23 protein-coding genes are annotated in these 23,112 nt (G+C 45.0%); 17 read left to right on the top strand and 6 right to left on the bottom strand.

Translation table 11 applies throughout. The features are described 5' to 3' along the window. Positions 1-244: 244 nt before the first annotated feature. A complete protein-coding gene (locus tag JJ941_RS04055) occupies positions 245-937 on the bottom strand; it encodes a class I SAM-dependent methyltransferase (protein WP_290962394.1) in 693 nt (230 codons plus the stop codon). 101 nt (positions 938-1,038) lie between these two features. Between JJ941_RS04055 and JJ941_RS04050 the strand changes: the two genes are divergently transcribed. From JJ941_RS04050 to JJ941_RS04030, 5 genes are all read left to right on the top strand, one after another. Continuing rightward, complete coding sequence (locus tag JJ941_RS04050) at positions 1,039-1,983, top strand: amidohydrolase family protein (protein WP_290962393.1); 945 nt, start codon at positions 1,039-1,041, stop codon at positions 1,981-1,983. Further along, positions 1,983-2,468, top strand: coding sequence for an arsinothricin resistance N-acetyltransferase ArsN1 family B (locus JJ941_RS04045; RefSeq protein WP_290962392.1), 486 nt, complete (start codon positions 1,983-1,985; stop codon positions 2,466-2,468). The genes JJ941_RS04050 and JJ941_RS04045 overlap by 1 nt, the downstream gene beginning before the upstream one ends. A gap of 354 nt (positions 2,469-2,822) precedes the next feature. Further along, positions 2,823-3,152 (top strand): TfoX/Sxy family protein, encoded by a 330-nt coding sequence (locus JJ941_RS04040; protein WP_290962391.1) that lies wholly within the window; start codon positions 2,823-2,825, stop codon positions 3,150-3,152. A 7-nt stretch (positions 3,153-3,159) separates the two neighbouring features. After that, positions 3,160-3,663 (top strand): GyrI-like domain-containing protein, encoded by a 504-nt coding sequence (locus tag JJ941_RS04035; protein WP_290962390.1) that lies wholly within the window; start codon positions 3,160-3,162, stop codon positions 3,661-3,663. Between the two features lie 64 nt (positions 3,664-3,727). Continuing rightward, on the top strand, positions 3,728-4,093 hold the full coding sequence (locus JJ941_RS04030) for a hypothetical protein (RefSeq protein ID WP_290962389.1): 366 nt from the start codon (positions 3,728-3,730) through the stop codon (positions 4,091-4,093). Positions 4,094-4,347: 254 nt separating this feature from the next. Here the strand turns inward: JJ941_RS04030 and JJ941_RS04025 are convergent, their stop codons facing one another. After that, positions 4,348-5,832, bottom strand: a complete 1,485-nt coding sequence (locus tag JJ941_RS04025) for a sodium-dependent transporter (RefSeq protein WP_290962388.1) — start codon at positions 5,830-5,832, stop codon at positions 4,348-4,350. A 179-nt stretch (positions 5,833-6,011) separates the two neighbouring features. Between JJ941_RS04025 and JJ941_RS04020 the strand changes: the two genes are divergently transcribed. The 7 genes from JJ941_RS04020 to JJ941_RS03990 are packed head-to-tail and all read left to right on the top strand — an operon-like array spanning position 6,012 to position 16,023. Next, positions 6,012-8,990, top strand: coding sequence for a DUF2723 domain-containing protein (locus JJ941_RS04020; protein WP_290962387.1), 2,979 nt, complete (start codon positions 6,012-6,014; stop codon positions 8,988-8,990). A gap of 60 nt (positions 8,991-9,050) precedes the next feature. Next, positions 9,051-9,497 (top strand): hypothetical protein, encoded by a 447-nt coding sequence (locus JJ941_RS04015; protein WP_290962386.1) that lies wholly within the window; start codon positions 9,051-9,053, stop codon positions 9,495-9,497. 10 nt (positions 9,498-9,507) lie between these two features. After that, complete coding sequence (gene ybeY, locus JJ941_RS04010; RefSeq protein ID WP_290962385.1) at positions 9,508-9,966, top strand: rRNA maturation RNase YbeY; 459 nt, start codon at positions 9,508-9,510, stop codon at positions 9,964-9,966. Between the two features lie 33 nt (positions 9,967-9,999). Next, on the top strand, positions 10,000-11,139 hold the full coding sequence (locus JJ941_RS04005) for a DUF445 family protein (RefSeq protein ID WP_290962384.1): 1,140 nt from the start codon (positions 10,000-10,002) through the stop codon (positions 11,137-11,139). A 44-nt stretch (positions 11,140-11,183) separates the two neighbouring features. After that, positions 11,184-12,854: a S8 family serine peptidase gene (locus tag JJ941_RS04000; RefSeq protein WP_290962383.1), complete on the top strand. Its 1,671-nt coding sequence runs from the start codon at positions 11,184-11,186 to the stop codon at positions 12,852-12,854. 3 nt (positions 12,855-12,857) lie between these two features. Next, complete coding sequence (locus tag JJ941_RS03995; protein ID WP_290962382.1) at positions 12,858-14,309, top strand: NAD(P)/FAD-dependent oxidoreductase; 1,452 nt, start codon at positions 12,858-12,860, stop codon at positions 14,307-14,309. A 19-nt stretch (positions 14,310-14,328) separates the two neighbouring features. Beyond that, positions 14,329-16,023 carry an iron ABC transporter permease gene (locus JJ941_RS03990; protein WP_290962381.1) on the top strand — a complete coding sequence of 565 codons (1,695 nt, stop codon included), beginning with the start codon at positions 14,329-14,331 and terminating at the stop codon, positions 16,021-16,023. 438 nt (positions 16,024-16,461) lie between these two features. Here JJ941_RS03990 and JJ941_RS03985 read toward each other — a convergent pair whose 3' ends face one another. Then, positions 16,462-17,481 (bottom strand): Fe(3+) ABC transporter substrate-binding protein, encoded by a 1,020-nt coding sequence (locus tag JJ941_RS03985; RefSeq protein WP_290962380.1) that lies wholly within the window; start codon positions 17,479-17,481, stop codon positions 16,462-16,464. Positions 17,482-17,557: 76 nt separating this feature from the next. Between JJ941_RS03985 and JJ941_RS03980 the strand changes: the two genes are divergently transcribed. Further along, entirely contained in the window at positions 17,558-18,664 is a 1,107-nt protein-coding gene (locus JJ941_RS03980; protein WP_290962379.1) for an SRPBCC family protein, read from the top strand. Between the two features lie 6 nt (positions 18,665-18,670). Here the strand turns inward: JJ941_RS03980 and JJ941_RS03975 are convergent, their stop codons facing one another. Continuing rightward, on the bottom strand, positions 18,671-19,015 hold the full coding sequence (locus JJ941_RS03975; protein ID WP_290962378.1) for a DUF971 domain-containing protein: 345 nt from the start codon (positions 19,013-19,015) through the stop codon (positions 18,671-18,673). 43 nt (positions 19,016-19,058) lie between these two features. On the opposite strand from JJ941_RS03975, the gene JJ941_RS03970 reads away from it, so the two are divergent. Both JJ941_RS03970 and JJ941_RS03965 read left to right on the top strand, forming a co-directional pair. Then, the gene (locus JJ941_RS03970) at positions 19,059-19,763 is read left to right on the top strand and encodes a hypothetical protein (protein WP_290962377.1); all 705 of its coding nucleotides are present in this window, start codon (positions 19,059-19,061) and stop codon (positions 19,761-19,763) included. Between the two features lie 67 nt (positions 19,764-19,830). After that, positions 19,831-20,319 carry a YajQ family cyclic di-GMP-binding protein gene (locus JJ941_RS03965; RefSeq protein ID WP_290962376.1) on the top strand — a complete coding sequence of 163 codons (489 nt, stop codon included), beginning with the start codon at positions 19,831-19,833 and terminating at the stop codon, positions 20,317-20,319. Between the two features lie 40 nt (positions 20,320-20,359). On the opposite strand, the gene JJ941_RS03960 is transcribed toward JJ941_RS03965, so the two are convergent. Next, entirely contained in the window at positions 20,360-20,758 is a 399-nt protein-coding gene (locus JJ941_RS03960; protein WP_290962375.1) for a four helix bundle protein, read from the bottom strand. Positions 20,759-20,867: 109 nt separating this feature from the next. Next, complete coding sequence (locus JJ941_RS03955) at positions 20,868-21,296, bottom strand: CoA-binding protein (protein WP_290962374.1); 429 nt, start codon at positions 21,294-21,296, stop codon at positions 20,868-20,870. 89 nt (positions 21,297-21,385) lie between these two features. Here JJ941_RS03955 and JJ941_RS03950 point away from each other — a divergent pair, with 89 nt between their 5' ends. Continuing rightward, on the top strand, positions 21,386-21,817 hold the full coding sequence (locus JJ941_RS03950) for a peptidylprolyl isomerase (protein WP_255135426.1): 432 nt from the start codon (positions 21,386-21,388) through the stop codon (positions 21,815-21,817). 86 nt (positions 21,818-21,903) lie between these two features. Further along, positions 21,904-23,049 carry a class I SAM-dependent RNA methyltransferase gene (locus JJ941_RS03945; RefSeq protein WP_290962373.1) on the top strand — a complete coding sequence of 382 codons (1,146 nt, stop codon included), beginning with the start codon at positions 21,904-21,906 and terminating at the stop codon, positions 23,047-23,049. The last annotated feature ends 63 nt before the right edge of the window (positions 23,050-23,112 follow it).

The following is a 23,112-nucleotide window of genomic DNA, read 5'->3' as shown; positions in this document are numbered from 1 at the left end:
TTTTGAAAATAGCGGAAGCTCTTCCAGTAAGGTGCTGCTGACAAAGTACGGGTAGTGTGATTCATAAAATTTGTATCGGCTTCGTCCCATTGTTTCTTTTTTAACAGTTAGAGGGCTAAGAATGGAACTCCTTACAAAATAATTCTAAATCAGGACCGGGAGGTCCGGGCGGGCGTTCCCAACAGGGATGTTGGGAACGAGGGCTAAGATCCATCTCCGACAGCTGGACGAGGGCTAAAGAGGGCTAGTTGCCCTCATGAGCCACGGCCTGTATTCTGTAAAGCGTAGTCACCAGAACCCCGCCCCATTCCTTTGCGGGAACAGCCAGCCATTGTTCTTTTTTTTGAACCCGAAGGTTAAATGGTAGTGCCAACAAATCAACTCCGCTCCCCTTTTTTAGCCGGGTTCCCTGACCTGAAATGATGTCTTTATTGGGTTCAAAATCGCCTTCGGGCAGGTGTTCGGTTAAAATGATATACTCATAGTTATACAGCTTACTCACAATACGCTGAATCTCTGCATTCGAAAGATGCTGCAACACCTGCCTTAGGATCACACAATCTGCCGGCGGCCATTCATCTTCGGCAATATCCAGACAACGGAATTCCAGGTGGTCGGCCTCAAATTTCTCTCTGTTTCGTTCAATAAGATCCGGTACGATATCTACCCCCACATACTTCTTGGTATGCTTTACCAACTCCTTGCCTACGTTGAAGTCGCCACATCCCATATCACAAACCACCGGGGGTTCTTCAAAAGAAAGCAGAAAAGAAGCCACAGCCTCTACATAAGGTTCAACCAACTCGGGATGATGCGAACCGGTTCCGGAATAGAAATCCGCATGCCCTCCACCCCATAAATTCTTTTGATATACCTGCTCCATGGCATCTTTGGTGGGCCAGGGCTTTTTAGATCGTTTTGGTTTGCGCTCTTCCATCAAACTATGGTAACGAATATACCGCTTGAATGCATCCGATTATGACCTTACCCTCTTGTTTCTAAAGATATAATTTCGCTATTTCCCTGAAAATTAATTGTATGAGTTCTCACCTAAATTTCCTTCTTACTGCTCTCCTTTTCTTTGTTTCGGGATGCATTTCTAAAGACCAAAAAGCACCTGATATGCAAGACCCTGTTTTCGATGTGGCCATGCAGGGAGTAAATCCTGCCTGGTTTGAAAGAGCGATGAAGGATGTTGATTATGGTATTCACCGGGTGGAAAAATATGGGGAAATGGCGGCCGACAGTGCTGCACTTTTCCGCCAGAGTTTTGAAGAAATGGATGCTCACAACATCCGGTACGGATTGCTGAGCCATGGCGTATACAAAGAATCATTCCTCCAAGAACAACCAGAACGATTTATGCTTTCTTATGAGCCAGACTTATCACTTGAAGATCATACAGGGGCTGCACGACAGTTTGAAGAAGATGTACTTTCAGGAAAATATGCAGCATTAGGAGAACTCGGGCTTGTTTATGAGGGGATTCCGCTTAATACACCTGACCTCTATCCCTATTACGAAGTAGCGCAAAAGCACGGAGTTCCGGTGTTAATACATACCGGCTTTTCGGGTCCAAACCCTCAGCAAGTCTTGAGTCCGGCCTTCAGGATTGGAACAGCCAACCCGCTGCTGGTCGAGGATGTGGTCATGGATTTTCCCGACCTGCAGATCGTGATGATGCATATGGGCTGGCCCTTTTTTGATGAGGGTCTGTATATGCTAAGTACTTACCCCAATGTGTATATGGAAACTTCCGTTGCCGTTTGGCTTTTGGGAGATGAACTTTTCAACCGGTTATTAAAAGAGGCGGTAGCTACGGCAGGAAGCGACAAAATTTTATTCGGCACTCTGCAAATGGCCTGGCCGCAACTCATCGGGAAATCGGTGCAAACCATACGGGAAGCTCCATATCTAAGTCAAAACCAGAAAGACGACATTCTATGGGATAATGCCGTGCGGATGTTCGAAATTGAAGAATAATGATTCGTCCTGTTCAGCCTGAAGATACTTATGCCTTAACCGATATCTACAATTACTACATACTGGATACGACCGTTACTTTTGAAGAGGAGAAAATCACCCCCGAAGAAATCCAATCCCGCATACATAAAGTAGAATCATCTGCACTTCCCTGGCTGGTTGCTGAAGAACAGGACAAGAAAGTAGGTTATGCCTATGCCACCAAATGGAAAGAGCGATCTGCTTACCGGCATTCGGTAGAGATATCGGTGTATGTGGACCATAACCGGCAGGGAAATGGATGGGGAACCAAACTCTACCAGGCTTTATTCACCGAACTTCAAAAGAAGGATATTCATCTTGCCATTGGCGGCATCACCTTACCGAATGATGCCAGCATCGCCCTCCACGAGAAGTTTGGGATGGAGAAAGTGGCACATTTCAAAGAAATCGGGTACAAATTCGGGCAATGGCTGGATGTGGGGTATTGGCAGAAAAGGTTGTGAGCTGCTATTTGTTGGTTAGGTCCCATGAGTGGTAAACGTGAATCTAAGCGATAGCTAAAAATCTTTACCAAGAAATGCTGGGTAAGTAATTCTTCATTGTCCCGTTTTGATTAGCAATCATAGCAATCATTAAATCAAGCCAATCAAGGTTCCTTAATTTTTGAACCTTGATTAAAGGGATTGAAAGATTACCTTGATTGAGTCATACTATTCAGGTTCAGGATGACCACTTTATGCCTCATAAATGTGAGTTATTCTTACCCAAAGGTTTTGCATCAGAGCTGACTATTCCCTCTTGTTTCTAATCTATTATTTGCGCTAATTCCTTTTGGGTTTGTAATTCATATATAGAATATGGCTTTTGACGAGGGTTTAGCGGAGCGGATTCGGAACCTGCTGCAGGATCAGAATAATGTAGTAGAGAAGAAAATGTTTGGCGGGCTCTGCTTCATGGTTTCCGGTCACATGGCATTTGGCATTGTTAACGATAAACTTATGGCCAGAGTGGGTCCCGACCGTTATGAAGAAAGTCTTTCTAAACCTCATGCCCATAAAATGGATTTTACCGGCCGGCCCATGAAAGGAATGATCTATGTATCACCACAAGGAGTACAAAAAGATCAGGATTTAGAATTGTGGCTGCATACCTGTTTATCATTCACCTCCTCACTCACCCCTAAATAATAATGCTATGCAGGAACCCCGTATTGTCACCATCTCGGATATAAAACTTGTGGGAAAACGTATTCGCACTTCTCTGGCTAAAGATCAGACCGGTGAGTTGTGGAAGTCGTTTCATCCTCATGTCCACCAAATAGAAAATATGACCGGGTCCGGTTTATATTCGGTGCAGGTTTTTGATGATGATTTGAGTTCAGAAAGCTTTACTCCGGATACCCCTTTCGAGAAGTGGGCGGCTGTGGAGGTTAATGATTTTGGGGAACTGACAAATGGAATGGAGAATTTTACACTGGCCGGCGGTAAATATGCCGTGTTCATCCATAAAGGTCTGCCCTCCGATTTCCCAAAAACCAGTCAATACATTCACAGCGAATGGCTGCCGGGCACCTTCTACGAACTGGATAACCGTCCTCATTTTGAAGTCATGAAAGAAGACTATGATCCCACTGATCCCGAAGCAGAAGAAGAAGTTTGGGTTCCGATTAAGGATTCAGAAGTCGGGTATGATTTATAAATCCTGAAGTTGACCCCACCCTTTTTGTACAAATTCTCAGGGTAAATTGATGTATATTTTGAGCATGAAATTTTTGCTTCCTTTTTTAGTAGTATTGCTTAACAGCGGGATTAATCAAATCCTTGCCGGTACTACCAATTCCAGCTCAAGTGTAGAAATAAAGCAAACCGAAAGTATTGAATTTGGGAATACATGGGCATCCGGTCAAGCTTTATTATTTTCATCAGCTGCATCTGGGGAGAGCGGGGGTAGTTTCAGGGAGCGGCTATCTGATTCTAATACTGAAGAAGATCACGAATTACTTGCTTTCTCCTCTCGTCAACACACTTTCAGTTGTTCGCCCGATTCAACCTATTTAAAATTCTCTGCCCTGATAGATGAAAGTCAGACCAACAAAATACTACTCTTCCCTTTCCACTCATTTCTATAAGCCATCCTGATATCGGCCCGACCCAGGGCTGTTTCGTTTATCAAAAATCATGAGCCTGTTGCTCATGAAAATCAATTTCATATTTAAATTTATATCAAGATGGAAATCGATCTGTTTTCAATTGTGGTCGTTGTTATTGCGTTCTCGTTATTTATAATTCCTATCGCAATAGACAAAATGAAGAGCAATAAAAAGAACGACTCACAAGAAACGAACTAAGAAATACGCCCCGGCAATGTCTCGGGGCTTTTTACTTACTTATTGCTCTTCATCAATCGCTTGCGGAAAAACCACACAAGAAGAAGCGCAAGCCCCCATTGAAGCACAACTGTCATCACAGAAAAAGGACTCAACGGATTGTACCAGGTGTCCGGAGCATAAGTAGTAGCAGAGAGATACATCCACCAACCCAGCAGGGTAACCACTTCAATCGGCACCACATACTTGATGAAGATTTCCCACCAGGAGCCTAAAGTCGTTGAACGGTCTTCTGTATTGATAAGCTCTTCTCGGAACTTTTGGGTTCCGTATTTAATGACGGCATAGGAAATGAGTGCACCGGAAACCATCAATCCAACGCCCCAAACAAAGTCCTGATTGGCGAAGAATGTCAGGTTTAACGCAGAAGGAATTCCGAATCCGAAACCAGCAGCACATATGATTAAAGTAGCTCGTTTTCGCTCGGCTCCCATATCCACAAATACTTTTACAGCCAGTTCAATCATGGAAATCAGTGAACTGAAAGCGGCAAACGTCAAACCCAGGAAAAACAGGATGGCAAAAATACCTCCGCCTCCCATAGTTGCAAATAGCTGAGGCATCCAGATAAAGGTCAGTCCCGTTGAAGCAGGTCCGGAGGTCTTCATCACATCCAGAATTTCACCACTTCCCATCTGTGGGCTCAACGTACCAAACACGGTTGAGAAAATGATGATGGCCGCCAGCAACGAAACCATGTTATTACCAATTCCGGTCTGGAACGCAGTAATGGTAACGTCATCGGTCTTGCGCATGTATGCGGCATAGGTCAAAATCAGTCCCCAGGCAGCACCGGTATCCCAGGCATTTTGTGTGAGTGCTTCCAGCCAGATCTCCGGCTTCTTCAATGTTGACCAATCCGGGGTAAAGAGATATTCTATACCAAGTCCGCTGCCTTCAAGCGAAAGGGCTTTAAACAGGGAAACAATCAGTACCAGCAACAAGGAAGGAATCAATACTTTATTTACTTTCTCGATGGAGGAAATGCCCTTAATAACGATAAAGCCCCCCACGCACATCACAAAGGCATGAGCAATAAGCGGCCAGCTGGAACCCTGGAATCCATCCCAAATAGCATTGGCCTGCTGCAGGTTTGCCGGTAAGGCTTCGGTGATGCTGGTAATTAAATAGTACAGACACCAGCCAGCTACCACACTGTAGTAAAACATGATAGCTGTGGCTACAAAGCCTACAAATCCACCCAGCCAGCCTTTCTTCTCACCAATAAGTTCAACAAAAGAACCAACCACGCCTTTTCGGCCATTTCGCCCCATTCCATATTCCGCAATAATGAGGGGAATAGACCACAGGATCAGAAAGCAAATCCAGGCAAAGAGGAAAGCCCCGGCTCCTTCCTCTCCTCCGTTCTGAGCTGCTATTCGGGGAAACCGCCAGATATTACCCGTTCCAATGGCGATCCCGAGCACGCTTAAAATCAATCCCAGCTTTGAAGAAAAACGTTCTTTTGTATTCGCTGACATGCAAAAATATTTAAAGTTGAAAATACGATTCGAACTTTCCCGTTTTAGCTGCGAGAAGTTTAAATTCTTATGTATCTTACATTTTGATTAGTATAAGGCTGTGCTTATAATTGCGAGCCTATCATAAAATGTTATCTACGAATATCCAAAAACTTTTTTGAGCAGCTAACCAATTTTACATGCTTTCAGATCATAAAACGACCAACAGATATCTCGCTCTTTTTACCTTTTTTGTTTCACTTGTTATATACACGCTAACCCTCGCGCCCACCGCCAGTTTTTGGGATGCCGGTGAGTTCATTGCCGTTGCACACGGCTTGCAGGTAAATCACCCTCCGGGCGCTCCCTTTTATTCCATCGTTGGGCGACTTTTCTCCATGTTTATGCCGGCTGAATACATTGCCGTTAGCATCAACTTTATAAGTGCGCTTACATCTGCCTTCACGGTGATGTTTTTGTACCTGATTGTGGTTCGCCTGGTTCGCGAATGGAAAGGTAATCCTGATTCCATGGAAATGATGGATAAAATCGGGATGTATGGAGGTGCTTTGGTCGGAGCCCTCACCTTTGCCGTAACCGATACCTTCTGGTTTAGCGCTGTGGAAGCCGAAGTGTATGCCATGTCCATGTTTTTTACCTCTATTGTAGTTTGGATGGCGTTGAAGTGGGCTGAAAATTTCGACAAACCTTATAATGAACGCTGGCTGGTTTTGATTGCCTATATGTTTGGTATAGCGATTGGTGTTCACCTCTTGAACTTGCTTGCCCTGTTCTTTGTAGCCCTGATAGTGTACTTCAAGCTTAAGGAATTTGAGTGGAAGTCGTTTTTATTGATGGGTGTTGGAGCCGTCATCGCCTTCTTCTCGGTGTATCCGTTTACCATTCAGATGATTCCAACCATGGCCAACAGTGTGGATGAAGCATCCTATGGACTTATCGGCCCCATGTTGTTCATCTTTCTGTTTATGGCCGCTGTAGCTTATGCTATTTACTACACGCATAAACACAAAATGCGCATAGCTAATATCATTGCCATCAGTTACGCGATGATTTTGATCGGGTTCTCCTCCTATTCCGTGATTATGATCCGCTCCATCGCCGATCCCCCCATTGACGAGAATGACCCTGAAACCGTTGAAGCTTTTATCAGTTATCTGAAGCGTGAGCAGTACGGAGCTACACCTATTTTAAAGGGCAACAATTACAACGACCAAACCGGACAAATTGACCGCTCTGAAGAAGAGTTTTTCCCGCGCCGTTATTCTCCGGCCCCCAATCACCTTGATTACTACGGGCGTTATAATTCTGACTGGGCTTTCTTCTGGGATTACCAGGTTAACCACATGTACATCCGTTACTTCAACTGGAACTTCATAGGTCGTGAGGCTGATATTCAGGATACGGGTTGGCGGTCCGGATTTGAGGAGCCGGCCTATCCCGATAACCCCGCCAGCAATGCCTATTTCTTTATCCCGTTTTTGCTGGGTTTATTTGGGATGATTTTCCACTTCAGCTCCGACTGGAAACGGGCACTCGCTATACTCGCACTCTTTATTGTCACGGGGTTGGCGATTATTGTGTTCCTGAATCAACCTCCATATCAGCCGCGTGAGCGGGATTATGCCTACGTGGGCTCCTTCTTTGCCTTTTCGATATGGCTCGGGCTTGGAGTAACAGGGATTATTGAACTCATCAAACAATACGCCAACAACAGAATATTGGGATATGCAGCCGTTGTTTTATGCCTGCTTGCCTCCCCTGTGTGGATGGGCTATCAGAACTGGGATGACCACGACCGTAGCAACCGGTACGTAGCTCCTGACTATGCCCGAAACCTGCTGGAGTCCGTAGCTCCAAATGCTATTTTATTTACGAATGGTGATAATGACACCTTCCCGCTCTGGTATGCGCAGGAAGTGGAAGGCGTTCGTACCGATGTGCGAATCGTTTGTCTGAGCCTGTTGAATACCGACTGGTATATTAAGCAGCTCAGAGACCAATGGTCGCACGAATCAGCTCCGCTGCCTATCTCTCTTTCAGATGAGGAAGTGGACCGGGTTACCGCCGGCATCAGCCAGTGGCAGCCACAGGATATTACCATCCCGGTGGATAAGGAAATGCTGAAGAATGCATTTTCAGAAGACATGAATTACAAAGAAGCCATCGGCGTTAAACCGGATACCTCTCTGCCTCTTTTGCAGAAAGGTGTTGACTTCGAAATGCCGGTTGATTCCCTCGATAATGAAGTAACATGGAATTTAAATGGCCGTTTTTACGGGCAAAACCAACAAGGTGACCGCATTTATTACCTGCAGGTACAGGATCGGTTGATTCTGGATATCCTGCAAAACAACAACTGGTTGCGTCCTGTTTACTTTGCAAACACGGTTTCCGGTGAAAGCCAGCTTAACCTGCAGGATTACTTCCGAACGGAAGGAAAAGCCTATCGCGTAGTTCCTAAAAATTTCGGAGCCGGACGCGAAGGACACATCAATCCAAAAATCTTCACCGATCGTGTTGAGAATTTCAAATTCCGCGAATGGAATAACCCGGATGTTTATTTCGATGAGAACATCCGCCGTATGCTCAGCAACTACCGCTTTAACTTTATGTCGCTGGCGATGACCTACCGTGAGGAAGGTAAGATTGACAGTGCTCAATACTGGCTGAAGTGGGGAGAAGAAAAAATCCCTTTCCGTCCTTCGGAAACCAATGAGTCGCTTAAATTACTTTATGCCGTAAGATACGCTCAGGTTGATCTTCATGATGATGCCATGCGTCTTGCCGGTACAGCTGTAGAAGACATCAAGGAAAAGCTTGAGAAGAACCTGAATCGTTTCTCTGATATAGAGGCTGAATTCAACGAGCTGAATCAGCAACTTCAAAGCGCACAATCACGTGGCGACATTCGCACACAGCGTGAAATTCGTCCGCAACTGGAGCAGCTGAATAGTGATGCTCAGCAATACCTGACTGCGGTTCGAACGGCACGTCAATCACTGGTATTAATTCAGTACACTTATTATCAGGGTGGCAACACCGAAGAAGCCAATGCGCTTTCTGAAGAAGTAAATATGTTGATGGGCAGCAGTTTCCCTCCTATGCCGGCTACAAAAGAAGCCAGTGAGCAGGAAATTCAACGTTACGGAATCGATTAACTCTTTCATTTAAACTTATGAGAAGGTGCCGTATATTTCGGCACAATTAATGAGCCAGCTATGATTCACCAGTTTACAAAAGAAAATATTGATGCCATCGGTAAGGTTTTGGGAACCAAACCAAAACCCCTGGGTAACGACGTGTTCAGGTTCGAGGTTAAAAATGAGGAAGAGCCTCGAAAACTGGCCCTTGAAATTCATCTCGGGCTGGATGTGAATGACGAACAGATGAACATGGTATCTGTGTATGCGTACAATACCTTTTTACAGCTTCACAACTGTACGGCTTTTGTTGCCAGTGAGATGCTTCAGCAGGTTACCTTCTTCGGTAAATCCGGCGAAAAAACATCGGGCCTTATTGTTGAAAAAACAGCCGGCTGTAGTTTATACGCCAATGTGGATCATTCCATCCTGAGCGGCGACTTCACCCAGCTTCCCGAAGATTTGATGATGTGTGGCATTGCCCTCTCCCTCACCGAGTCGATGGACGACGATTTCACCTTCTAAAACCACCCACTTGAAAACAGATTCTTCCATCCTTCAACTTTTTAATGAAAGCGATGAGAAGGTTCCGTTAAGCCGCTCGAAGGCAGAATCCATCCTGAAGATAATTTCAGATAAAGAAGGTGTCTCTTTCTCCCTGGTTGAACTTGTTTTTGTGAGTGAGCAGGAAATTGTCAGGATCAATAAAGAGCACCTGAACCGATACTACGTTACCGATATAATTTCTTTTCGGTATGATGATGAGCCCGGCTCGAAAGGTAATGAAGCCATTGAAGGCACCCTTTTTTGTTGTGCTCCGAGAATTATTGAACAATCAGCTGAATTCAAAGAACCGGTGGAAAGAGAATTTCAGCGAATTTTTATTCACGGGCTCCTTCACCTGATTGGTTATGAAGATTCCTCAGATAAGGAAAAAGAGGCCATGACCGAGCTTGAGAATAAATATTTAGCCCTTGCCGAAGCCAACAAATAGGGAATTTCTGCGTACATCAGTCCAAAACTACGGATGAATAAACAGGACAATACAGACATTATTAAAGAGCGAAGCAAGCAATACGGTTCCCGGCTCTGGGAGCTCATCCGCAATCAGGTGGATAAACACTCTACCCTGCCCGAAAAAAAGGGCGAACTTGCCATCCCTCCAAAAAAAGTAACCGAACACCGGTGGTTAATGAACCTGCTTTTCGCTGTTCCTTACCTGCTGTTAGCTGTATTTATTACCTCTTTTTTCTGGGATTTCAACGGAATGTCGGCAGAACTGTTCGGACATACCTTTTCCTTTGAAGGATTGCTGCGAATTATCAGTATTAGCGGGCTCATTGGTTTTTTGACCAACTGGCTGGCTATCACCATGTTATTCAGGCCCACTCACAAGCGACCTATTCTTGGGCAGGGACTTATCCCCGCTCAAAAAGACCGTATTGCCTATCGACTGGCCCGAGCTGTTTCCGAAGACCTGATTAACCCGGAAATCATCAAGCGAAAAATTCACGAGTCTCAGGCTATTGCCAAGTACCGTGAAAAAGCCACCATTTACGTCCGTAATATTATTGACGACCCCGAATTTCGTGAAAACCTGAAAGCCCTGGTTGTCAGTTATGTGGATGAAATGATTGCCGACCCCGAAGTGCGATCATCCATCGCTAAAAAACTGATTCAACAAATTGATGATGCCATTGATGAGAATTCCTTCGAGAAAGTGGCCATCAAAGCCTATAGCTTTCTGAAAGGACGTGAAATGCAGGACCTCGTGGAAAGTGCGCTGGTTAAGCTCCCTACCGGTATCGAAAACGGGCTTAATAAAATGGATGTGTTCCTGGATGACCTTCCCGATAAACTGGACGAACACGGTTCGGTGATAGAAGAAATGGTTACCAACCTGTTGTATAAACTCATCAACCAACTTGACGTGCACGCTCTGGTTGAAGACAATCTGCGCCAGTATGATGAAAAGAAACTCGAGCAATTGATTAAGAACGCCAGTAACGACCAGCTCCAGTATATTCAGTATCTGGGAGCTGTGTTAGGTACCTTCGGCGGTTTCATTATTTGGGAACCTGTTGCGAGTATCATGGTATTGACGTTTATTATCGGGTCAACGGTGGTTGCAGATTCTCTGATCCTGAGAATGAAACAGACTTCCTGATCGTTGTTAATTCAAAATTCAATTATATCTACAGCAATACCTTTATGAACCTTACATCCAAGCTCTTCACCCTTCTTTTTGTCACACTCTTTACCGTGAGTTGTGCCGGAACTAAATCAACCACGGAAACTACTTCTTCATCAGAGAAAGAAACCGATACAGAAATGGTTTCTGAATCAGAAGCAGAGAAAATCACCGCCACGGAAACCTGGCATCTCACTCCCTCCGACGCTACTCCTTATTACGGAACCGGAGTGGAACGCGCCTACGCTGATATCCTGGCCGGCAAATCGCCAAAGCAAAAAGTGATTGTTGCCATTATTGATTCGGGCACCGATATCGACCATGAGGATTTGCAGGAAAATGTATGGGTGAATGAGGACGAAATTCCCGGCAATAACGCCGATGATGACGGAAACGGATATGTGGATGATATTTACGGCTGGAATTTTATTGGAGGCCCCGACAGTACCCATGTTGATAAAGATACTTACGAAGTTACCCGGCTATTTGCCAAGCTTAGTGATAAGTATGCCGGAATGAGTGAAGACTCCGTAGCTGAAGAAAATCAGGATGAATTTGACTATTACCAGGAGATAAAAGCTGCTTTTGAGCGTCGTAAAGAACAAAACGATCGTGAACTTACTCAGGTTGGCCAATCCAGACAAGCCATCATGTTTGCCAAGCAGGCACTTGGGGTGTCCAACATCGATTCGTTAAGTGCAAAAGACCTGGAAATCAAATCAAGCGATACCCAACAGGTTCAGCAAGCCAAGCAGATCATGAACTACCTGAAAAGCAACGGCGCAACCGAATCTGATATACAAGACCTTGAAGATTATTATGAGCATGTGCAGGGATTAGCTGATTACGGTTTGAATCCCGATTTCAATCCCCGGGATATTGTAGGTGATGATTATGATGACCTCAGCAACCGGTTTTATGGCAACAATGACGTTACCGGTCCAGGCAGCGAGCACGGCACTCATGTAGCCGGTATTGTAGGCGCCATTCGGGATAACAACCTGGGTGCAATGGGAATTGCCGATATCGAATTGATGATACTGCGAACCGTACCCGATGGTGACGAGCGTGATAAAGATGTAGCCAACGCCATCCGGTATGCAGCCGAAAACGGAGCAGATGTCATTAATATGAGCTTTGGAAAAGGATATTCTCCTCAAAAATTTTACGTAGATGATGCTATGCAATTTGCCGACAGCATGGGAGTTCTGATGATTTCAGGTTCCGGTAATGGCAGTGACAATGTGGACAGCACTGACTCCTACCCCACCCGATTTTACGAGAATGGCGGTTTTGCCAAAAACTACCTGAGTGTGGGGGCTACCTCCTGGGAGTCCGATTCAACACTGGTCGCCAGCTTCAGCAACTATGGAAAAGAAACCGTTGATCTTTTTGCCCCCGGCGTTGATGTATATTCTACCTACCCGGATGATGAATATAAAATGGAAAGCGGAACCAGTATGGCTTCTCCGGTGGTAGCGGGAGTTGCGGCTTTAATCATGTCGTACTACCCGGAATTAACCGCTACTGAGGTTAAAGAAATTATGCTGAAAACCGTCACCAAAGTAGATCAGGTGGTTTACAAGCCCGGATCCGATGAACCCATTCATTTCTCTGAACTTTCAGCAACCGGCGGCATTATCAATGCCTACGATGCCCTTAAAATGGCTGAGGAAAGAGTAAACCCATAACCGTTGAATACACCCAATCCAGAATACGATGCCGTCATTGTCGGATCAGGTCCAAACGGACTGAGCGCCGCCGTTCGGCTTTCGCAGGAAGGATTGAAAGTGTTGGTTTTAGAAGCCAAGCCGACCATCGGCGGTGGTACCCGAACACAGGAAATCACCGAGCCGGGCTTTTTGCATGATATTTGTGCGGCCGTTTTACCAACAACGGCCGGCTCCCCTTTCCTGAACACCTTGAACCTGAGGGAGCACGGGCTCGAATTTATTCACCCCGAAATTCCCTATGCGCACCCTTTGGCTGAAGGAGATGCGGCCGTCTGCTATCGGTCGTTAGAAGAAACAGCAGAGTCTTTGGGAGCTGATCAGAAAAACTACACCCGGCTTTTCAGCGAGTTTGTCGACCACTGGGATTACCTTTCTGAGGATATTTTCGGAACGCTGAGAATCCCCAAACATCCGCTGTTAATGGCTCGTTTTGGTTGGTACGGGCAGTTCTCGGCCAGGCATCTGAGCAACTCCCTTTTCAAAACCCGAAAAGCCAAAGCCCTGTTTGCGGGTTGTGCGGCGCACAGCATCATTCCTCTTGAAAAAGCATTCAGTGCTTCTTTTGGTTTGGTTCTTGGGAGTTCTGCTCACTCGGTTGGCTGGCCTATCGCCAAAGGCGGATCGGCTTCTGTGACTACCGCCCTGGCTAACCTTTTCAAAAAACAAGGCGGAGAAATTCAGACCGATACGGAAGTAAAATCACTGTCTGATATTCCTTCTTCTAAAATCATTCTCTTTGATTTAACTCCGCATCAAATTGTTGAAATTGCCGGCGATCATCTCCCAAAAACATACCGCAATAAACTTCGGCGATACCAATACGGGCCGGGTGCTTTCAAAATGGATTGGGCGTTGTCAGAACCGGTTCCCTGGCTTAATGAGGAATGCAGGAAAGCCGGAACGCTTCACCTTGGCGGGACCTTTGATGAAATAGCTGAAGGAGAAAAGGCCGTTTGGGAAGGAAAACACCACCATAAACCGTATGTACTGTTATCACAGCCCAGCCTATTTGATGATACAAGAGCACCTGAGGGTAAACACACGCTTTGGGCTTATTGCCATGTGCCGAACGGTTCCACCAAAGATATGACACAAGAAATTGAAACCCAGATTGAGCGGTTTGCACCGGGCTTCAAAGATACGATCATTAGTAAACACACCATGACGGCCCAGGGATTTGAACGGTACAATCCGAATTATGTGGGTGGAGATATTAATGGAGGAGCACAGTTTTTTAAACAACTTTTTGGCCGCCCGGTTTTGAAATGGAATCCCTATAAAATTCCTGCCAACGGCATGTACATCTGCTCCTCTTCAACTCCTCCGGGTGGCGGTGTTCACGGGATGTGTGGATATAATGCAGCGCAATCTGTTCTCAAAAATGATTTCGGAATCTCATCTGATAAAAGCTAAGATAAGCGTATCTTAAGGCATGCTTAAAGCGCTACATACGACTATTCAAAATTTGCGGCCCGGTTCCTCCAAAATCAGGCAGAAATCTCCCAAGTGGACCATCTTCAGCATGGTCATCGCTTTGTTGATTTCCGTACCTATACTCACGGTTGTATTCTCTATTTTTACTCCTTCAGGAGAGATTTGGAGTCACCTTGCAGAAACCGTTTTGGGCGACTACATCCAAAACTCCCTCTTACTTATTTTCGGCGTTTCGTTTGGGGTGATTGTGATTGGGGTATCATCAGCCTGGCTGATTACCATGTGCGAATTTCCGGGACGCAGGATCTTCGAGTGGGCTTCCATCCTTCCTTTTGCTATTCCCGCCTACCTGATGGCCTATATCTATACCGACTTTCTGGATATTGCCGGTCCGCTGCAAACCACCATTCGTAACCTCTTTGGTTTGGGGATTGATGCTTACTGGTTTCCAAACATCCGTTCTATTGAAGGAGCTGTTTTGATTATGTCGCTGGCGTTCTATCCATATGTTTATATGCTGGCGCGTTCATCCTTTTTGGAACAATCCACCTCCCTCCTCGAAGCCAGCCGGATTATGGGGTATTCCACATGGCAAAGCTTTTTTAAAGTGGCTCTGCCTGTCGCGCGACCCGGTATTGCGGCCGGACTCGCCCTTGCCCTGATGGAAACCCTGAATGACTTTGGGACCGTACAGTATTTTGGTGTTCAAACCTTTACAACCGGCATCTATCGCACCTGGTTTGGGCTGGGTGAACGGCCTGCTGCAGCACAGCTCGCAGCATTTTTGATGGGCTTTATTGTCGTACTCCTCATTCTGGAGCGCTGGTCTCGAAATAAAATCAGTAATGAAAAAGCCAATTCCAGTCGTTTCAAAAGGCTAAACCGGTTTAAACTAAAAGGTTTTAAATCGTGGACTGCATTCACGGTTTGTTTTCTGCCTGTTTTAGCGGGATTCATACTTCCGGTAATACTGCTGCTGGATATGTTCTTTTCAAACCTGAATCATCTTGATTTTGAATTTATTGAGCTGGCTTTTAATTCTTTTACCGTTTCAGCCATAACCGGGTTTCTTGCCGTAGGCATTGCGCTTATCATGGCTTATTCGGCGCGACTTAACCCTACAAAACCCGTCAAATTGTTTAACCGGATCAGTTCGCTGGGCTATGCCATCCCCGGATCGGTGATTGCAGTTGGCGTCCTTATCCCCTTCGGGCTTTTCGATAATTCCGTTGATGCCTTCTTCAGAGAAAACCTCGGCTTTTCAACCGGCCTGCTACTAAGTGGGACGATTTTTGCGATGGTGTTTGCCTATCTCGTTCGGTTTCTATCTGTTTCGTTTGGAGGGGTTGAAGCGAGCATGGAAAAAATCACCCCAAACATGGATGAAGCCGCCCGTGGAATGGGTTATACCTTTAGTAAAGTGTTGCGGAAGATTCACATCCCCATGATGTCGGGAGGGTTGCTTACCGCCGGATTGCTGGTTTTTGTAGATGTGATGAAAGAACTGCCGGCTACCCTGATCGTCCGCCCTTTCAATTTCGACACCCTGGCCGTTCAGGTGTACCGCTATGCCTCCGATGAGCGCTTGGCAGAATCAGCCGGAGCCGCTTTGATGATTGTGCTGGTGGGGATTATTCCGGTGATCATCATCAGCCGTACGATTGCCAAATCCCGGAAGTCTGAAACGCAGTAGAACAGCGAACACCGAATGGCGAACAAAGAACGTTTAACGTTCCGGCCTCCATTCAAAACATCCATCACCCCGTTTCTGTCCTATCTTGCATAGATACCTGATTTTGGGAAACGGAATGATGGATAAGATGGGTCTTAAGTTTTACATCTGGCAGGCAGCGCAGGGCTGAACCCCATGCTTGTGTACCGGAATAGATCAAGAATTGTGGTACCCTATTTGGTAGTGATTACCATGCATTCAAGTACACAAGCATGCCGTTCACGGCTGAGCGAATAGTTACTCGGAGCAGAAAACGAGACGAAATGATGAACCTTCCTATGCAATCAGGCAAGCATCGTTTCCGGATTTTCACCAAACAAAAAAAGGAACACCAAACCCCGAAGTGTTTACTTCAACATTCAATGTTCCTTGTTCAATATTCGTTATTCCGAAGGCGGTTTATTTCCAGCCGGCCCGGTCCATAATTTGGATGGCTTCCGGGTTGTTTCTTCCTAAAGCGGATACATTTACCGCATCGCTTTTAAATTCCCCGAATTCCTTAAGAACGTCAGCAATCTCTGCATTCTCGTTGATGGGATATTCGTTGTTTCCGCCGATATAATATTTCTGAGCTTCCGTTGTGGTCAGGTATTCCAAAAATTTAATCGCATTATCTTTGTTTGGTGCGTTTTTCAGGATACCGGCACCGCTGATGTTAACGTGAGATCCACGCCCATCTTCTCCTTGGTTAGGGAATACAAATTCAACCTTGGAAGCCGCTTCGAGGTCTGCTTCGTCATCGCCGGTAATCATTACGGCAAGGTAATAGTGATTAGCAACCGCTACATCACATACACCGGCAGCAACTCCTCTGATTTGATCTCTGTCTCCACCCTGGGGATCCCGCGCAAAATTAGATACCAGTCCTTCGGCCCATTCTTCAGTAGCTTCTGCACCAATAGTTTCGATCATAGAAGCAACCAGCGACTGATTGTAGATGTTATTGGAAGATCGAATACATACACGACCTTCAAATCTTGGATCGGCTAAATCTTCATAGGTAAGTTCTTCATGATTTTCCACGGCATCAGGATTAACTACTAGTCCACGCACGCGCTTGGAAAGGCCTACCCAAAGTCCATCAGGATGTCGGAAAGAAGAAGGAATGCGCTCTTCCAATGTTTCAGATTCAAGCGGCTGCAGGATATCTGCTTCTTCGGCTCTCCAAAGCCGGCCGGCATCAACAGTGATGAGAATATCTGCCGGGGAATTAATTCCTTCACTTTTCACGCGCTCAATAAGCTCGTCAGAGCCACCTTCAATCAGGTTAACTTCAATTCCGGTTTGCTCGGTAAATTCTTCATACAACGCCTGATCTGTATCATAGTGACGCGCTGAATACACATTTACTTCTTCCTGTCCCGTACAGGAAGCAAAAATCATTGCCAGTGCAACGAGAGAAAAAATGGTGGATTTCATAAGATTGGTTTTATTGTTGGTAGTTATATATTTGATGAGCCCTAAATTAACCTTTATTTAGATTTATTCTAAACAGATGATGGCAAAAAACAGTAAAAATCTATTTGGCAAAGAAAATCTGGATATCGAACCCATTGAGAGAGCCAGCACTATTCCTTCCCGATGGTACTATGAACCAGAGTTCTTCGACTTTGAACAGGATCATCTGTTTAAAAATCACTGGCAGTTTATTTGCCACGAGGCCCGGATTCAGGAACCCGGAGATACCTATACCACCGACATTGCCCAAAATCCTGTTTTAATTTTTAGAACCGCTGATCATGAGGTAAAGGCTTTCTTCAATGTGTGTAAGCATCGTGGCGGACCGCTTGCCGTAAAAAAAGGGACCAAAACCGTTTTGCAGTGTCAGTATCATGGATGGACCTATCTGGATGACGGTTCACTCCGTGGAATTCCTGACTGGAACCTGGTTGAGCTGTTTGATAAAAAGGAATTCGGGCTTGAAGCTGTAGAAATCAAAATCTGGCAGGGACTTATATTTGCAAAAATAAACCCTCAAACTCCGAAGCTTTCTTCTCTTTTATCAGGGATTGAAGAACGAATTGCCCCTATTAACCTGGGAGCATTGCAATTTCATTCGGAGCACATTTATGATGTAGAATGCAACTGGAAAGTATATGTAGATAATTACCTGGAAGGTTATCACATCCAGATTGTGCACCCTGAACTCGCCAATCTGCTCGACTACCGAGCGTACGTCACTGAAACGGAAACGTGGCATTCTCTGCAACACAGTCCCTTTAAAGCCAAAGAAAGTGTGTATTCTCAGGACGGCGGAGAAGCCTTTTACTACTTCATCTTCCCCAATATGATGCTGAACATTTTACCCGGCCGGTTACAAATAAACAAGGTGGTGCCGGTATCACCGAAAAAATGCAAAGTCATCTTCAGCTATTTTTATGATAATGTACAGGCAAAGCAAAATTCAGGTCTCATCGATGAAGACATTGCATACAGCCACGATATTCAGCTTGAGGATGTTGAGATATGCGAAGCCGTTCAGCGCGGACTTAAATCCAGCGCTTATGATCAGGGGCGATTTTCAGTGAAACGGGAACAGGGAGTTTATCACTTTCAGAGCCTGCTTAAAAAAGAGTTCAGGAAAGCGGTTCAGAAATTGTAGTCTCTTCTATTCTTTGTTGTCACCCGGCCGGTGATTTTCGGGATCCAGCCATCTTAAGGTTTTCCATTGATACATCCCGGAATTATGCCCGTCTCCCCAGGTAATCTGTATGGCATGATTCCCAACCTGTTCTAAGTTCCGGATTTCGATGCGGGAAGGATTTTCTTCAAAAAAAGCTTCCGGCTCAAAGTCGCCCATGCTTCCATGTCCCCCTCGGCACATCACACAGGGGCAGTTTTTTCGGAGTCCATATAGTGGAAAAACAGTAGTATGTCCATCTTCCCAGGAAATTTCCAGAACCTGATCTTTATTACTAACTTCAATGCCCGTTGGCGTTGTGGATGCGTCCATCAAATCTGTATTTTCTGTTTAAATATCTAACCAAAATTAACCAATGATCTGGATAGTTGTATCAGCAATTGCGACAGCCGCCATCAGTACCTGGCTGGGTTATAAACGGCTCATTTATCTCGATCAACTCACGGCCAGAAATATATCCTACACCCTGATTGGGGTACTCACCCTTTTCCTGATTCTTCAATGGATGCACCAAATCGGGTACTTTCCGGAAGCCATTGCCGGAACCGTTATGGCCAACGTGTATTCTTCACTGTTTGGGTTTTTTATGGGAGCGGCCGTTCAGCAATTTCAGCAAAAAACTAATTGTGGTGAAATTGTATATGTGAACCGTTCTTTCTGGACGGATATTTTCCCGAGTATGGTAACTATAGGTATTATCCTTTTTGGGATACAAAGAACTTCGTTGTTTTCGGACCTTCCCTTCACTCCCATTAGAGTGACTTCAGGTCTATCCATCATCGCCATCGGGGCTTACAGCTTTACCATCCGGCTGGTTCCGGAGTTGAGAAAAAATGGGTTAATACTGCTGGATCGTAAAATAAGCTGGGAACAATTTTTTACCTATTCCTGGTTTTCTGAAGGCGTTATTGAAATTGAATATAAGCGGGATGAGAAAATCCGCAGCTTTAAAACTATGATCCCCAATGAAGATCACCTGTTTGTAGAAAAAATTCTGTCTGAAAAGATTGCCGAAAAGCTGGAGAAAGACGAATTTGATGAATATGAAGAGTTGGAGTGATAAAGTGAGTTAAAATAAACTACTCATCACTTCATCACTCCTTTTAAAAATAATAAACTGAATACCTATGGCCTCTTTTGATATTGTTAATAAAGTAAATACACAGGAAGTTGATAATGCCATCAACAATACCCTGAAAGAGATTAACAGCCGCTACGATTTTCGTGGCCTCCACACCGAAGTTGAATTTCATAAAAAGGAAAACCGGATTTACCTCGTAGCAGCTGAAAGCATGAAGCTTGAAGCCGTTAAAGATATGCTGGCCAAGAATTTTATAAAGCGGGGAATCAGTTCTAAAGTGCTGGAATACGGAGAGCCGGAAGGAACATCCCAGGGACACCTGAAAATGGATGTGATGCTGAAAGAGGGAATTGACCGTGAAACAGCAAAGAAAATCACCAAAGAGATTAAAGGAATGGGCGTGAAAGTACAACCTCAGATTCAGGAAGACCAGGTTCGTGTGGTTGGCAAGAAAATTGACGACTTACAGGCCGTTATCAAAAACCTGAAAGCCAAAGACTTCGGCGTCCCCCTCCAGTTTGTGAATATGAAGTGATATGGTGATAAAGTGATTAGGTGATGGGGTGATGTCGGGTTTAATAGTGGGTTCTATAATTTGAAATCATTTTTTGAAGCAACTTTGCAATTGATGTGAGCATATAAATTCGCGCTTGTGATACTTCTTCTCCAATGATATGTCTGCTTTTGAAGTACCAGTCTCTTGCCTCCCTTGTTGACCCTAGGGCTATCTCACAAAACCGAGCCTTTTCTTTATTCGAAAGTCTTGAATAACCTTCCGTTATATTTGCACTGATGGACCCAACAGATCTGTACAATTGGTCTGCTAACGCAAATCGTTTTTGTGCAATTATTTTATGAGAATCCTCCCAACATACATCAGAAAGAAAAAGCCCTAACCGGTAAGCCTCAATTCTCCAGACTATGTCATTCCTTATCTCTTTTGGCACCTCTTGCTCCCATTCTTTAAATCTCATCACACAAAATTAGTTGCTATTCGAACAGTAAGAGCAACCAAAACCAAATTCCTTACAAAAAATCCATAATCACCGTACCACCCTATCACCCTATCACCCTATCACCTAATCACTTAAAATACCGATCCCACTCTACCATGATGCATTTGTTACGGATGTACGGCAGCTCCTGTTCATCAGCGATTTTCTCGGCTTCCGGGGATGAGACATCAAGCTGAGTCCATACAACAGGGTTTTGTCCGGTTTGCTTTTTCCATTCGGCAACATCACGGGCTGCATCAGCAGCATAATCTGAATTGCGGAATACATTCACGATGTCAATTTGTATGTCTTTGGGTATGTCGGTGAGGGAATCGTAGCATTTTTCTCCGTAGATTTCTTCCGGTCCCGGATTAACCGGTATCACCCGATATCCTCTCTCCTGCAGAAACCGAGCTGCGTAGTTGCTGGTGCGATAGACGTTCTCTGAGCAGCCAATAATAGCTATAGTTTCAGCCTCTGAAAGCACCTCATTGATATTACTAATTGTTTCAATCATTAAAACCTGTCTCGATAGCCGTCAATTGTATTCAAATATCCTTATCTTTAGGCACTTAATCACTATAAACTAAAACAAAACGATTTATTTTGTCTAAAGTAAAAGACGGTGACACCGTAAAAGTCCACTACACTGGAAAATTAGAAGACGGATCTGTTTTTGATTCTTCTGTATCAAGAGACCCATTAGAAGTAACACTGGGTGAAGGAAAATTGATTCCAGGTTTTGAGAAAGCTGTTGTTGGTTTAGAAGTTGGAGATAAGACCACAGCTAATATTGAATCTGCCGATGCATATGGAGAGCGCAGAGAAGACCTGGAAGTAACTATTGAGCGTGAACAACTTCCTGAAGATATTGAGCCTGAAGTTGGAATGCAGCTTCAACTGAACCAACCAAACGGACAGCCTGTACCTGTACAGATTACTAAAGTAGAAGAGGAAAACATCATTATTGATGCAAACCACCCTCTTGCAGGTAAAGACCTGACTTTTGATATCGAATTGGTTGAAATCATAAACTGATTTCGCTTCTTTTAAACGTAATTGATGGAGTTCTTCGAGAGAAGGACTCCATTTTTTATATCTGCTCTTAATCACCAAACATTACTATGGCCGATTTTTCCCAAAAAAGCACCATTTCCATCACTTGCCCCAAGCGTATCACCCCTTATCTTAAAAAAGAGCTGGAAGATCTGGGATTCCCCATTCATAAAGTCCGGCATGCAGGCATTGAAACAGAGGGGTCTCTGAACGACTGTATGATTTTGAACCTCTCGCTTAGAACCGCACATCGGGTTCATTATAGGCTTAAAGACTGCCGCCCGCAAAATGCAGATCAACTATACCGGGAGCTGGTGAAAATTCCCTGGGAAGACTATATCGACAAGCACGGCTATGTAAGTGTTACCTCCTTTATCAAAAACAAGACGGTGACCAACACGCAGTTCGCCAACATGAAGGTGAAGGATGCCATCGTGGATCGCATTCGGAAAAAAACCGGCACCCGACCCGATTCAGGACCTAACCTGAACAAAAGCGTTGTATTTGTATTCTGGAAAAACGACCGGGCACAGATCTACCTGGATACTTCCGGGGAATCCGTATCACGGCGTGGCTATCGTACCGAAACCAGTACTGCTCCCATGCAGGAAACGCTGGCTGCTTCGCTGATTCTGGCCAGTAAGTGGAAACCCGGCAATCACTTTATCAATCCCATGTGCGGGAGCGGAACCATTGCCATTGAAGCGGCTCTGCAAGCCCTGAATAAAGCTCCGGGACTGCTCAGGCCTAATTACGGAATCAAACACATTCTCGGCTTTGATGAAGACCGCTGGAATGATTTGCGCTCAGATTTAAAGAATAAGTCGAACAAAGACTTTGAAGGCAGAATTATAGCCACCGATCACGATGTACGAGCGGTGAATGCCACCCGGAAGAATGCCCGTACGGCCGGACTGGATCATTTGATTGAGGTTAAAAAATGTGACTTCAGCGAAACAGAAATTCCGGGGGGCGACCCGGGAGTGATTATGTTAAACCCTCCCTACGGTGATCGCATTGGAAATGAGAAAGAATTAGAGCCGGTGTATGCCGGTATCGGCGATTATTTTAAGCAGGAAGCAACCGGTTGGTGGGGATATGTTTTTACCGGAAACTTTGATCTGGCCAAACACATCGGGCTGAGAACCAACCAGCGTATTGAGTTCTATAACTCTACCATCGATGCCCGGCTGCTGGAATATGAGCTTTACTGATTTGATTCTGTAGTCGAGATTGGTACTCTGCTTTAGATACAACCAAAGGTCCAAGCGGACGCT

The organism is Gracilimonas sp. (genome assembly GCF_017641085.1).
Taxonomy (GTDB): Bacteria; Bacteroidota; Rhodothermia; order Balneolales; family Balneolaceae; genus Gracilimonas.
This window is presented reverse-complemented; position numbering and strand designations above follow the sequence as displayed.

Bases quoted from the DNA above. Each gene is read 5' to 3' on its own strand.
- JJ941_RS04025 (WP_290962388.1), bottom strand. From the start codon at position 5,832: ATGTCAGCGAATACAAAAGAACGTTTTTCTTCAAAGCTGGGATTGATT.
- JJ941_RS04040 (WP_290962391.1), top strand. From the start codon at position 2,823: ATGGCTTTTGACGAGGGTTTAGCGGAGCGGATTCGGAACCTGCTGCAG.
- JJ941_RS03990 (WP_290962381.1), top strand. From the start codon at position 14,329: ATGCTTAAAGCGCTACATACGACTATTCAAAATTTGCGGCCCGGTTCC.
- JJ941_RS04000 (WP_290962383.1), top strand. From the start codon at position 11,184: ATGAACCTTACATCCAAGCTCTTCACCCTTCTTTTTGTCACACTCTTT.
- JJ941_RS04015 (WP_290962386.1), top strand. From the start codon at position 9,051: ATGATTCACCAGTTTACAAAAGAAAATATTGATGCCATCGGTAAGGTT.
- JJ941_RS04050 (WP_290962393.1), top strand. From the start codon at position 1,039: ATGAGTTCTCACCTAAATTTCCTTCTTACTGCTCTCCTTTTCTTTGTT.
- JJ941_RS04005 (WP_290962384.1), top strand. From the start codon at position 10,000: ATGAATAAACAGGACAATACAGACATTATTAAAGAGCGAAGCAAGCAA.
- JJ941_RS03975 (WP_290962378.1), bottom strand. From the start codon at position 19,015: ATGGACGCATCCACAACGCCAACGGGCATTGAAGTTAGTAATAAAGAT.
- JJ941_RS04055 (WP_290962394.1), bottom strand. From the start codon at position 937: ATGGAAGAGCGCAAACCAAAACGATCTAAAAAGCCCTGGCCCACCAAA.
- JJ941_RS03960 (WP_290962375.1), bottom strand. From the start codon at position 20,758: ATGAGATTTAAAGAATGGGAGCAAGAGGTGCCAAAAGAGATAAGGAAT.
- JJ941_RS03955 (WP_290962374.1), bottom strand. From the start codon at position 21,296: ATGATTGAAACAATTAGTAATATCAATGAGGTGCTTTCAGAGGCTGAA.
- JJ941_RS03945 (WP_290962373.1), top strand. From the start codon at position 21,904: ATGGCCGATTTTTCCCAAAAAAGCACCATTTCCATCACTTGCCCCAAG.
- JJ941_RS03970 (WP_290962377.1), top strand. From the start codon at position 19,059: ATGATCTGGATAGTTGTATCAGCAATTGCGACAGCCGCCATCAGTACC.
- JJ941_RS04045 (WP_290962392.1), top strand. From the start codon at position 1,983: ATGATTCGTCCTGTTCAGCCTGAAGATACTTATGCCTTAACCGATATC.
- JJ941_RS04030 (WP_290962389.1), top strand. From the start codon at position 3,728: ATGAAATTTTTGCTTCCTTTTTTAGTAGTATTGCTTAACAGCGGGATT.
- JJ941_RS03965 (WP_290962376.1), top strand. From the start codon at position 19,831: ATGGCCTCTTTTGATATTGTTAATAAAGTAAATACACAGGAAGTTGAT.
- JJ941_RS03980 (WP_290962379.1), top strand. From the start codon at position 17,558: ATGATGGCAAAAAACAGTAAAAATCTATTTGGCAAAGAAAATCTGGAT.
- JJ941_RS04035 (WP_290962390.1), top strand. From the start codon at position 3,160: ATGCAGGAACCCCGTATTGTCACCATCTCGGATATAAAACTTGTGGGA.
- JJ941_RS04020 (WP_290962387.1), top strand. From the start codon at position 6,012: ATGCTTTCAGATCATAAAACGACCAACAGATATCTCGCTCTTTTTACC.
- JJ941_RS03985 (WP_290962380.1), bottom strand. From the start codon at position 17,481: ATGAAATCCACCATTTTTTCTCTCGTTGCACTGGCAATGATTTTTGCT.